Source organism: Streptomyces sp. NPDC043996, from assembly GCF_056435225.1.
In genome coordinates this window covers 495,079-506,833 of record NZ_JBWKEY010000002.1, presented here as the reverse complement: position 1 = coordinate 506,833, position 11,755 = coordinate 495,079, and the positions used below count along the sequence as shown (strand labels likewise).

Annotated in this window: 10 protein-coding genes and 1 pseudogene; 6 read left to right on the top strand and 5 right to left on the bottom strand. The window is 72.7% G+C overall.

Going from position 1 to position 11,755, the window contains the following annotated elements; all coding sequences use genetic code 11:
• Positions 1–333: 333 nt before the first annotated feature.
• Complete coding sequence (locus AC07A4_RS06305; protein WP_478593718.1) at positions 334–1,017, top strand: hypothetical protein; 684 nt, start codon at positions 334–336, stop codon at positions 1,015–1,017.
• A 687-nt stretch (positions 1,018–1,704) separates the two neighbouring features.
• Entirely contained in the window at positions 1,705–2,157 is a 453-nt protein-coding gene (locus tag AC07A4_RS06300) for an NUDIX domain-containing protein (RefSeq protein WP_478593715.1), read from the top strand.
• A 438-nt stretch (positions 2,158–2,595) separates the two neighbouring features.
• Here the strand turns inward: AC07A4_RS06300 and AC07A4_RS06295 are convergent, their stop codons facing one another.
• Positions 2,596–3,576 carry an MBL fold metallo-hydrolase gene (locus tag AC07A4_RS06295; RefSeq protein WP_478593712.1) on the bottom strand — a complete coding sequence of 327 codons (981 nt, stop codon included), beginning with the start codon at positions 3,574–3,576 and terminating at the stop codon, positions 2,596–2,598.
• 2 nt (positions 3,577–3,578) lie between these two features.
• The gene (locus AC07A4_RS06290; RefSeq protein ID WP_478593710.1) at positions 3,579–4,532 is read right to left on the bottom strand and encodes a helix-turn-helix domain-containing protein; all 954 of its coding nucleotides are present in this window, start codon (positions 4,530–4,532) and stop codon (positions 3,579–3,581) included.
• Positions 4,533–4,688: 156 nt separating this feature from the next.
• On the opposite strand from AC07A4_RS06290, the gene AC07A4_RS06285 reads away from it, so the two are divergent.
• The 4 genes and pseudogenes from AC07A4_RS06285 to AC07A4_RS06270 all read left to right on the top strand — a co-directional run.
• Entirely contained in the window at positions 4,689–5,507 is an 819-nt protein-coding gene (locus AC07A4_RS06285; protein WP_478593708.1) for a helix-turn-helix domain-containing protein, read from the top strand.
• A 76-nt stretch (positions 5,508–5,583) separates the two neighbouring features.
• Positions 5,584–6,288: a 3-oxoacyl-ACP reductase FabG gene (gene fabG, locus AC07A4_RS06280; protein WP_478593705.1), complete on the top strand. Its 705-nt coding sequence runs from the start codon at positions 5,584–5,586 to the stop codon at positions 6,286–6,288.
• Between the two features lie 266 nt (positions 6,289–6,554).
• Positions 6,555–7,511, top strand: coding sequence for a helix-turn-helix transcriptional regulator (locus AC07A4_RS06275; RefSeq protein ID WP_478593702.1), 957 nt, complete (start codon positions 6,555–6,557; stop codon positions 7,509–7,511).
• Between the two features lie 38 nt (positions 7,512–7,549).
• Positions 7,550–8,239: pseudogene (locus AC07A4_RS06270) on the top strand (dioxygenase family protein); the annotation flags it as partial.
• Positions 8,240–8,493: 254 nt separating this feature from the next.
• Here the strand turns inward: AC07A4_RS06270 and AC07A4_RS06265 are convergent.
• The 3 genes from AC07A4_RS06265 to AC07A4_RS06255 form a co-directional block, all read right to left on the bottom strand.
• Positions 8,494–9,270 carry an alpha/beta fold hydrolase gene (locus AC07A4_RS06265; RefSeq protein WP_478593700.1) on the bottom strand — a complete coding sequence of 259 codons (777 nt, stop codon included), beginning with the start codon at positions 9,268–9,270 and terminating at the stop codon, positions 8,494–8,496.
• Between the two features lie 10 nt (positions 9,271–9,280).
• Positions 9,281–10,258 (bottom strand): MsnO8 family LLM class oxidoreductase, encoded by a 978-nt coding sequence (locus tag AC07A4_RS06260; RefSeq protein ID WP_478593697.1) that lies wholly within the window; start codon positions 10,256–10,258, stop codon positions 9,281–9,283.
• Between the two features lie 98 nt (positions 10,259–10,356).
• Positions 10,357–11,580: a serine hydrolase domain-containing protein gene (locus AC07A4_RS06255; RefSeq protein WP_478593694.1), complete on the bottom strand. Its 1,224-nt coding sequence runs from the start codon at positions 11,578–11,580 to the stop codon at positions 10,357–10,359.
• Between the last annotated feature and the right edge of the window lie 175 nt (positions 11,581–11,755).

The following is an 11,755-nucleotide window of genomic DNA, read 5'->3' as shown; positions in this document are numbered from 1 at the left end:
ATTATCAGGCTGGATTCGCCCGTTGACGACGGAAGAGAGCCAGGACGCTACGCGCGTGGTTCTCCTTTTCCGCCAAGGAAGTTGGCCCCGACGGGCGGCCGCCCGCGTGCCCGGGCACGCGCGTGCCGGACGGCGGGCGGAGAGGCCGTGGCAAGGGGGCGCGCGGGGGCGGGAATCGGAACGAAGGGACGGACTACCGCCGCATTTGACCGAAACTCGAACACTGTACGGCTGACCTGCGTGTCAACGATTGAGGACGTTGCTGGCCGGGGAGGGTTCGGCCGGATACTCTCAGGGCGCCCAACGAGTTCCGTGGCCCATGGAGATCTTCAGGTGAACCCAGCCGACCACCAACCGGCGCCCGGACACGAGATCGCCCGTCTCCTCGAAGACGTCGACGCCTACGCCGCGCGCCTGGGGACCTCGCGCGGCCGTCTGCTGGACCTGGGACTCGTCTCCCGCGCGACGGGCATCGAACCCGACCGGGTGCGGGCCCTGTTGGGCGGCGAGCCCCCCGAGGAGGAGCCGCGCGAGAAGAACGCGCGGGAAAGCTTCCGCAGGGCTCTGTTCCAGCAGCGGCTGCGGTTCCTGCAGCGCACCCGCCTGAAGGAGACCCCGGCGGGCAGGGAGCCGTACGGACTCAGGGAGATCTCCCGGGCCACGGGCATCTCCGCGCAGCACGTGTCGAACCTCCTGAACGGCGAGCGCGGCGCGAACCACGACCACGCCGCCCGCCTCGAGCTCTTCTTCCGTGCCCCGGAGGGCTTCTGCTCGCGCACGGAGGGCGCCGCGCTGATCGCGTATCTGCGCCGCATGGTCCACGAGGACCTGCCCAAGCTGGCGACGCGGGCGGTGCTGCAGGCGCTCGGCGCGCGCTCCGTGGCGCTGCGCAGCACCGCGGACGGGGCGCAGATCGACACGCTCCGGGACCTGCTCCCGGCCCTGGACGAGCTGGTGAGGGTCCTCCAGTCACGCCAACGGGACAGCGCCCCGGAGGGCGGCGACGCGGGAGCGTAGGGCGGGGCGCTACGCGCGTTTCCGTGCGTGCGAGCCGCCGCCCGGCTCCCTCCGCGGCTTGTCCGTCTTAGCACCCTCATGACATGCGTCGTTCTCAATCGTTGACACCGCCTGTGATAGTGCATCAGGATCTGTCTACGCCAGAGCTGGGGGCAGGTCGGCTCTGACGGGGAACGAGACCTGCCCGGATGTTCCATTCGTCCGTACGGCCTGTTCTCGGGCTCCTTCCGTGGGGGCGGGGGTCCCCGGCGAACAGCCGACGGTCCTGCTCATGCCCCGGTCGGCGCCGCGCCGCTCAGCAGCACTCACGGGCTCGCCCGCCCAACCGCTGCGAGACCTCCGGGAATTGGTCGGCCCCTGCGAATGGAACGAGCGTTTCATCAGGTGATGCCAGGGCCGCCGCGGCCCCGACCGGGACCCGCGGCGGTGTGGGGAGGAGCGATGGACGAGTGGCGCGCACCAGCACCACGCGAAGGCTCCTTGGCGGCGCGGCAGACCCCTGGGTGGTGGTCACGGCCGGTTCCGAGGCGCGGGGGCGTCTTGGTGCCGAGGGCCGTGCCGCCGCCGGGTGCGTGCGACGTCCGTGCGCGCGCACGCCGGGCGGGAGTGGGGATCCCGCTCGCCGATCCGCCCTCTCCTCATGAGCCGGTGCTCACGTCACGACGGGGCTAATGTCAGGAAGATGCCATGGATGCGACTGCTACGTCCCTAGCCGCCTCGGCCGGGGCCATCATCACCGATGAGCACGGTGATGTGCTGATGGTGAATCCGCTGTACAGCGCCTACTGGAACCTGCCAGGAGGGCACATCGAGGGAGGGGAGGACCCGAGCGCCGCGTGCGCTCGCGAGATCCGCGCGGAGCTGGGCCTGGACGTGGAGATGGGCGACCTGCTCGTGGTCGCCTGGGTCGACTCCGGCGGAAGCATGCCGCGCGTGTACTACATCTTCGACGCGGGCGAGGTGAGCGCCGAGCGACGGCGCGCCATCACCCTGCGCGAGGACGTGCCGGGGCGGTTCGCCTTCGTCTCGCCGGACCTCGTCGACACGTCGATGATCCCGCCGTTCGTCGAACCCATGTGGGCGGCGGCCCTGACCGCGCGCAAGGACAAGCGCCTGGTGTGTCTCGAAGTAGAGGTGTGAACGAGACGCCCGAGCCGCGCGGTTGAGCGGAGTTCGTACGGGGGCCAGCCCCCTGGCGCACGGGAGAGGCCCGAGCCGACCGGAACCTGTCCCGGCGCCGACTCCTCGTACGAACCGCGCACCGCACGGCCGTGACGTCGGTGGGGATGAGGCACGAATGCCGCCGCCGGGGGGCGGCGACGGCATCCCGTGCGGGTGCGGCGGGGCGTGTGCCGTACCCGCGCTTCACCGAGACTTGGGGGAGAACCGCGCTCGGTGTGCCGGCCGACGTTCCACCGGAACCGGGGCGGCCCGTCGGCATCACCACCTCATCGCGCCGCACCAGAATCGCGCAACTCAACGGCCCCACAAGGGAGTCCGGGATTTCACCCGGTGAAACGAACAGCCGCGGGATTCCGGCGGCCGGAATCCCGCGGCTGTCGCCGTCGTGGTGTGCGCTCAGCCCGCCGAGGACACCGCCGTGGCGCCTTCGCGCTGCCAGGCGATGCGCGAGCAGTCGTCCATCAGGGCCAGGATGTCGGGCTCGGCGTCGCCCGCGTCCAGGTGCCGGAACTCCGACGCCAGGGTGATCACCATGCGTTCGGGCAGGTGCAGTCCGGGATAGCGGTCCTCCTCGATGAGGTGCCGCGCGGCCTCGGTCGGCGTGAGTCCGCGCGCGTGCAAGGAGTGCGCCTGCCCGGCCAGGTCCCGCAGGTAGGCCAGGTGGGCCCGCAGCCCGTTCTGGTCGAGCACGGGACCGTGCCCCGGCACGATGAGTTCGGGGTCCCAGGCCAGGATGCGCTCGCAGGCGAGCACCACCCGCTCCAGGGGCCCCGCCCAGTGACACACGTGGTCACCGGCGAACACCACGTCACCGGCGAACACGACGCGCTGCTCGGGCAGATGGACCACCATGTCGCCCACCGTGTGCGCCGGGCCCACGTCGTGCAGCCGTACGGGCATGTCACCGACGCGCACGTCCAGACGGCCCTCGAACGTCCGGGTCGGCTCCTGGACCGTGATGCCACGGAAGTCGAACCGGCCGAAGTGACGCCGGAAGTACCAGCCGAGCGGCTCGTCGGGGTCGGTGTCCTCCACCAGGTGGCGCAGCTGCTCCGGCGTCGGCTCGAAGCACTGGTGCTCCAGCGTGCGGCGCGTGGAGACGATCTCCGCCCCGACCACGCGCTGGTTGCCCCAGCCGTGGTCGCCGTTGCCGTGCGTCGTGAACACCGTGCCGATCGCGGTGCCGGGACCCGTCACCGCGCGGGCCGCGGCGAGGAAGTCGTCGGTGCGGTCGAGGGTGTACGGCGTGTCCACCAGGGCGGCTTCCCCGTCGGCCGTGAGCAGGCCGCAGTTGGCGAGTCCCCAGCTGCCCGCGGCGTCGGGGGACCAGACGTGGACGCCCGCGGCGAGCGGGACGAGGTGCGCAGCAGATCTCATGGTCATGCATTCTCACCCGGCCCGCGCACCGGCGACACCACGCCCTCCCCGTCGGCGGTCCCGTCCCCCGGTGCCGCGCCCGCGGGCAGCGTCGGCGCGAAGACCAGGAAGAAGAAGCGCGAGCCCGGCGAGCCCAGCGGCTGCGCGGTGCACATCGTCACCGAGCCGAGCACGGACGGCTCGTGCCGCTCGCAACATCGGCTCGTGCGGTCCCGGTCGACCCCCAGGGACGCTATCCCGGCGTGGCGCATGGGGCGCGCGTCGCCGTCGGGATGGACGTACGCCACGTCGTGCCGACGGTAGATGGGCCCCGCCACGGGGTCGTCGTGGACCTCCTCGTCGAGCCGCTGGAGGTCCTTGTTGTGCGGGTGCGCGGCGAACGCGGTGCGCAGCTGCGCCGTCACCTTCACCGCCCAGTTCTTCTCCCAGTCGACGAGGTGGCACTCCCGGGCGTCCTCGCTCAGGAGCATCCACCGCATCAGGTTCCGCTCCGGCAGGCGCGGGACCGTCCCCGGCACCTGCGGGAACATGCGGACGAAATCGTCGTTGCACGCGAGCACGTTCCAGGCGACGTCGTTGATGTAGCAGGGCTGTCCCTTGACCCGGTTCACGGCGGCCAGCCACGCCGGACCCACCTGGGTCCCCGCCAGCGGGTCCATCGGGAAGGGCGGTTCGTATCCGAGGGCGTAGACGTACAGCGCCGTGCGTTCGGGCTCCGCCATGCGAAGGACCGTCGCGACGTTGTCGAGGAACTCGGCCGACGGCTGCGCCATCTCGCCGCGCTCCAGCAGGGCGTAGGTCCGCTCGGAGACGAACAGCTCCTGCGCCACCCTGGCCTGCGAAAGGCCGCGGGCGCGGCGCCCGCGCCCGGTGCGCTGGGGCGAGCCGAGTTCGGTGGGGCTGATCTGGCTGCGTTTGAACTGCAGCAGCTGCTGCAGCGCCTCCTTGTTGTTCAATGTCCAACCTTTCTCCGTCCTTGGCCGGAGGGTCGTGGGGGCCGTTTCACCGGAAGTTGAACTTCCTGTAAAACGCGGACCGGAAAAATCAGGGACTGGTAGTCCCCAGGAACCGGCGGAAGAATGGCGACCGGACCTGAACACACGACGCGGGCCATGGCGGGAAGCCATGCCGGTGAGGAGGAGGGCACGGTGCTGCGACCGGTGGCCACCACGGCGGTGCGTGATCACGCCGGAAGTGCGGTGGCCCGCACTCTCGCCGTGCTCCGCGCCCTGCGTGAACTGGGACCCGGGCCGCACCCCTTGGCCGTCGTCGCCGCGCGCGCCGACCTGCCCGCGCCCACCGCGCACCGTTACGTGCGGGCCCTCGCCAGGGAAGGGGCCGTCGAGCAGCGCGGACCACGGGGCCACTACGCCCTGACGGAGACACCGCACCGTTCCACCCACCTCGTCGATGAGGTCACGGATACTAAAGTCGGTCAGACCTCGCCTGCGTTGCGTGCTGAACTGGTCACTCTACAGTCACGAACGGGTCAGCTGTCGCTGCTGTACGCTCCGCTGCTGATCGGCGCGCACCTGCGGTTCTGTGTCGACCGTGCCGTCGGCGCGCACGCGGCCACCCTGGCGGCGGCGCCCCGCTCGGCGCTGCGCCTGATGTGGAGCGCCCCGATGGACACCGACGCCGCGGGCCACGCGATGCTCGCCTGCCTGGACGGCCCGGCGCCGCCGGGGGTCGCCCTCGACCGCGTCCGTGAGCAGGGCCACGCCGTGGGGCCCTCGCCCCTGCCGGGCTGGGACGCGGTGGCCGCCCCCGTGTGGCGCGGGCCCGTGCTCGCGGGCGCGGTGGCGCTGCTCGCCCCGGAGCGCCAGCTGCGGGGCTCGGTCACCCGCAGCCGCTGTGTGCACGCCGTGATGGACAGCGCCGCCTCGATGAGCGGCCTGCTCACCCGGACCTGGGTGCGGCGCGCCGGCTGAGGCCAGCGGCGAGGACCCGCGCACACCCGTACCGAACGATTCCCCCACTCGACCGGCCCGACCAGAAAGGCACCCAGTGTCCCGCTCCGTACTGATCACCGGAGGCAGCCGCGGCATCGGCCTGGCCATCGCCCGCACCCTGCGGGACTCCGGTGACCGCGTCGCCGTCACCTACCGCACCGGTGAGCCCCCCGAGGGCTTCCTCGGGGTGCGCTGCGACGTGACGGACTCCGAGCAGGTGGACCGCGCCTTCGAGCGGGTCGAGGAGGAGCAGGGTCCGGTCGAGGTGCTCGTGGCCTGCGCGGGCGTGGCCAACGACAAGCTGCTCGCGCGGATGAGCGAGGAGGACTTCACCTCCGTCCTCGACACCAACCTCACCGGCGCCTACCGCGTCGCGAAGCGGGCGACCCGCGGCATGCTGCGGGCCCGCTCCGGCCGCATCGTGGTGATCTCCTCGGCGGTGGGCCTGCGCGGCGAGGCGGGCCAGTCGAACTACGCCGCGTCCAAGGCGGGCCTGGTGGGCTTCGCCCGCTCGCTGGCCCGGGAGCTCGGCTCGCGGAACATCACCGTGAACGTCGTCGCGCCCGGCCTGACCGAGACCGCCATGAGCGAGTCCCTGACCGACGAGCAGCGCGAGGCCCTGCTGCGGCAGATCCCCCTCGGCCGGCTCGCGCGCCCCGAAGAGGTGGCCGCCGCCGTGGCGTTCGTCGCCTCGCCCGAGGCCGCCTACGTCACCGGCGCCGTGATCCCGGTCGACGGCGGCGCGGGCATGGGGCACTAAAGACCCCGCACGGTCCCCGCGGACGGCAGCAGGCCTTCGCGTGGACCGTGCGGACAAGACGGCTGCAGCGGCCACGACCGGCACGGGGGTCTGGCCGTGGCCGCGGCAGCTGACCATTTCCGCCATCGTGCGGCTGAAGGGCCGAGACTTGGCCTGAGACACCTGGGATCGTTCCTCACTCCATGCCATCGTGGACGCATCAATTGGTATGGACCTGACAACGCTCGCGTGATCGCGCGAGCCACGGCGGGATGAGGAGCGTACGCATGCGCGGGACCACAGTCTTGCCCGGCGGGCGGAGGAACGGCAGCGAGCCGGAGCGGGGAGGCCTGCCGATCCACCGGCTCGAAGTGCCGATGCCCAACGCGCTGCCCTTCGCGAGCGGCACCTTCGACAGCATCGGCCCCATGTCGCGGGCCTCGTTCCCGCACCGGCACACCTTCCACGAGATCGTGTACGTCACCGGCGGCACCGGAACCCACGTCGTCGACCTGTCCCGCTTCACCCTGCGCCCGCCCCACCTGTGCTTCATCGCACCCGGGCAGGTGCACTACTGGGACGGCGTGCGCGGCCTCGAAGGCCATGTGATCCTCTTCACCGACGACTTCCTCCTGGACAACCCGGCGGACCAGGAGGTCCTGCGCAGGCTCGGGCGGCGCTCCTGGCTCGGCCTCGCCGCCGCGGACGCCGCCTGGGTCGGCCGTCTGGTGGCCGACCTGGACCACGAGTACCGCACCGGAGCCGACGGCTTCCACGGCCTCCTCCAGGCCTATCTGCACATCCTCGTGGTCCGCGCCGCCCGCCTCCTCGCCCCCGAACGGGACGCGGCGGGCGCCGCCCCCGCCCGCCCCGCCGCGATCGCCGCGGACTTCGTCACGCTCCTCGGCACCGCCCGCACCCCGCTGTGGTCGGTGCGCGAGTGCGCCACGCGCCTCGGCGTTTCCGTGAGCTACCTCAACGAGGCGGTGCGGACGGCCATGGGTCGCACGCCCGGCGAACTCCTGCGGCAGGCGCGCGTCCACGAGGCCAAGCGCCTCCTCGTCCGCACCGAGCTCACCGTGCGCCAGGTCGCCGACCGGGTCGGATTCTCCGATCCCGCGTACTTCTGCCGCTTCTTCCGCCGCGAGACCGGCGCCAGCCCCGGCGACTTCCGCCGCGGCGGTGGCGATATTCACCACGACCACCGCATTCCGTCCATCGCCCGGAACCGGCCCTCCGCATAGCTTCTTAGCGATCCCCCCACCCCCACCCAGGAGGAGCCATGGACGGCGAGCGCGTGAACGGGCACGGCAGGGACGAGTCCCCCGAGGACGGCGAAGGACTCGGCGCCTCCGGGCGGGGCCCCAGCCGCAAGACGGTGCTCCGCGCGGCCCTGGCCGCCGGTGTGGCGGTGCCGGTGGCGATGGCGGCCGCCCCCGCACTCGCCCGGACGTCGGCGGGCACCGGCAGGGCACCGGAACTGACGCCGCCGTGCGAAGACGGGGACGACCCGACCCCGCGGCAGACGGAAGGCCCCTACTTCAAGCCCAACTCCCCGCGGCGCACCTCGCTCCTGGAACCCGGCAGCACGGGCATACGCCTGACCGTCACCGGCTACGTCTTCGGCCTGGCCTGCAAGCCGATCGCGAACGCGCTCCTCGACTTCTGGCAGGCCGACGCCAGGGGCGCCTACGACAACGTCGGCTTCCGGTACCGCGGCCACCAGTTCACCAACGCACAGGGCGCGTTCACCCTCACCACGGTCTTCCCCGGCCTCTACCCCGGGCGCACCCGCCATCTGCACGTCAAGCTCCAGGCGCCGGGGCGCCCCATCCTCACGACCCAGCTGTACTTCCCCAACGAGCCGCGCAACAACACCGACCCCATCTTCGACGCGCGGCTCCTGATGAACGTGCGGGACGTCGGCAACACCAAGGAGGCCGCGTTCGACTTCGTCCTCAACGTGCCCCAGTAAGCGTGCCCCGCCGTCCCTGCCAAGACCGTCGCGCCCGGTGTGACCAGCGACGGTCTCCGAGAGGTGGCAGGTGAACGGAAGCGGTGCGAAGGCGCGGTGGCTGTCGCGCACGGCGATGACCGTCGTCTGCCTGGGGGCGGCCGTGACAGCCGCCGCGCCGTCGGCTCGCGCGAAGACGCACCGCTGAGCAGGCTCCGGCGGCGGGACCCGGGCGCCCCGGGCCCCGCCGCCGGTCGATGCCCCCACCCGGCTCAGGCCACCTGACCGCTCAACGCCAGGATCAGCCGCGCCACCGCGTCCGGCCGCCGGAGCGAGGGGAAGTGGTCGCAGTCGGCGAGCCTGACCAGACGGCAGCCGGGGATGCGCGCGGCCATCTCCTCGTTCACCGCGATGACCTCGGCCTGGTCCCGCTCGCAGAGCGCGAGCAGACACGGCACGTCGAGTTCGCCCAGCCGGTCGTAGGTCGGCGCGTCCTTCACGTCGTACGCGTACGTCGTGAACCAGGCCGGGATCGCGGAGCGCAGCGCCCGGGCGGCGGGTCCCTCGGGGGAGGTGTCGAGGACGCCCCACACCCGCTGCGCGAGGGCCACCAGGCCGTCCATGTCGCCCGCCGTGGCCAGGCGTTCGATCTCCGCGCTCACCTCGGGCGACTCCAGGCCCACCGCGCCGACGGCGCCCGGAGCGAAGAGCGCGAGGCCCGCTACCCGGCCAGGATCGGCCAGGGCGAGGGCCAACGCCGTGGAGCCGCCCATGCTGGAGCCGACCAGGACGGCGCGGCCGACGCCGAAGTGGTCGAGGACCGTGCCCAGGTCGCGGAGCTGGGAGTAGGCGACGGTCGGCTTGGGTGAGCGGCCGAACCCGCGGGCGTCGTAGCGCAGCACGCGGTGGTGCTCGATGAGGGCGGGCAGCACGCCGTCCCAGACCCTTGAGTCGCCGACGCCCGGATGCAGCAGGACCAGCGGCAGACCCGGCCCGCCGCTGTCGTCCGCCCACACCTCGCCGCCGTCGACCTTCACCATGGTTTCCATGACCGGGGACCTACCCGTTCCGCCCCCTCAACTCCCCTACCAGCTCGAACGACCGCACCCGGGCGACCGGGTCGTGGACGGGCGTGACCAGCATCAGCTCGTCGGCCCCGGTGGCCGCGGCGATCCGGGCGAGGCGCGCGCCGACCGCCTCCTTGGTGCCCCGGGCCTGCTGGGCGACGAACGCGGCCACGGCCCGCTCCTCCTGTTCGCCGAGCACGTGCTCCGCCGCGGCCTTGGGCGTGGGGAAGGGCGTCTCGGAGCGGCCGCCGAGCAGGCCCGCCTTGATGACGTCCATGGGCCGGGCGAGCTCCGCCGCCCGCTCCTCGGTGTCCGCGCACACGGTCTCCACGCACACCAGGACGCGCGGCGCCTCGCACCAGCGCGAGGGGCGGAAGGCGTCGCGGTAACGCTCCAGCGCCTGAAGGGTGTTGTCGGGGCGGATGTGGTGGGCGAAGGCGAGGGGCAGGCCGAGGGCGGCGGCGAGTTCGGCGCCGGCGTCGCTGGAGGCGAGCAGCCAGGGCTCGGGCAGCTCGCCGAAGCCGACGTCGATGAGGAAGTCCAGGGTGGCGGCCACGTCCGCGTGGTACTCCGCGTCCGTCGCGGGGTCGGCGCCCCGGCGCAGCGCGCGGGCCGTCGGCTCGTGGAAGGTGCCGGGGCCCCGGCCGATGCCGAGGTCGACGCGGCCCGGGTGCAGGGCGGCGAGCGTGGCGAACTGCTCGGCCACGGTGAGCGGGGCGTGGTTGGGGGCGAGCACCCCGCCCGAGCCGACCCGAAGGGCGGACGTCGTCGCGGCGGTGTGCGCGGCGAGCAGGACGGGCGGGAAGGCGCCGATGGCGGGGGAGTGGTGGTGCTCGGCGAACCACAGCCGGTGGTAGCCGAGGCGGCTCAACTCGCCCGCCGCGTACTGGCAGGAGCGCAGCGCGTCGGCGGGGGTTGAGCCTTCCTCGACGAGGGACACCTCGAGGGCGGAGAGCGGCAGATCGATCATGCGTTCACGATAGGCGGGCCCGGAGGGCGGGCGGCGCGCGGGAGGGCAGGGGGAGGTGGCCCGGCCCGCACGCCGCCCCGGGAAGCGGCCGTCGCGGCTCAGCGCGACGGCGCGCACATGGTCCGGTCGAGCAGTTTCTGCAGGGCCTTCTCCGCGGTCAGGAACCAGGCGTCGTCGTCCTTCTTGCCGGTGGCGTTGATGACGACGGAGCGCCGTCCGTCCCCGCTGACGGCCGTGCGCACCGTCAGGCCCTCCACGTCGCCGCCGTGCCCCCAGCGGTAGCCGCCGCAGCTCAGCGGCTGCCGCATCGCGCCGAGGCCGTAGTGAAGGCCGGGCATGACCTGCTGGAAGTCCGCGCTCACCGGCACGACGCGGCGCATCTCGGCCTGCTGGGCGGGGGGCAGCAGGCGCCCGCCGTACAGGGCGGTGAGAAACCGGTCGGCGTCCTTCTCGGTGGTGATGAGCTCGCCCGCGGCACCGATCATGGACACATTGCGCTCGCTGACGTCGACCCACCGCTTGGTGCCCGCGAACTGGTGGTACGCGTGCGCGTAGGCGCCCGGAAGGCGCGGGTCGTCGCCCGGGGCGTAGGTCCCGCTGAGCTTCAGCGGGCGGACCAGGCGGTCGCGGACCTGCGCGTCCCACGTCGCCCCTGTGACCTTCTCGATGATCATTCCGAGGGCCGCGTAGCCGGGGTTGGAGTAGTTCCAGTCGGGCGCCGGGTCATCGGGGTCGGCGGGCGGGAAGTCGGGCGCGTGCCGCATCGCCCCGGTCACGAGCTCACTGGGGTCGTGGTGGTCGTAGCGGGTGCGCTCGAAGTCCTCGGCGCTGGACCCGGTGTCGTCGGCGTGGTCGTAGTTGTGGATGCCGCTGGTGTGCTGGAGCAGATGGCGGAGGGTGACGCGGGACCCGTCGTTGCCGTTGCCCTGGACGACCCCGGGCAGCCACCGCTCGACCGTGTCGTCCAGCGACAGCTTCTTCTCGGCGGCCAGCTGCAGGACGACGGTGGCGGTGAACGACTTGGTGAGGCTCGCCGCGCGGAAGCCCGCCCGGTGGTCCAGGGGCAGCCCGGTGCCCCGCTCCCGCTCGCCCGCCGCCGCCCGCAGTAAGCGGCGCCCGTCGCGCACTTGGACGGTGACGCCGACGTACCCGGCCTTCTTCAGGACCCGCTCGGCCTCCTGTCGCAGCTCCCGCTGCGACAGCGGGCCGCCGCGCTCCCCGGAGTCGGCGGCGGCCTGTACGGGGACGATCGCCGCGGCGGCCGAGACGAGGGCGGAGGCCGCGATGATCCGGAGCCTTGAGGATCTGGTGGATGCTGTCATGCGCACCACTGTCCCCGCGCGCTTAGACACCGGCCATGGGCCACGCCCCCGGGTGCGCGGTGGGGATAACCGGAGGCGCCCCGGAACACCCGCTGTCCGAAAGACGCCTCTCCAGGGGGATGGTGTTCTTCCCTCCAGCCCGGCAAGGATGCACACCTCCCCGGCGCACCACGCC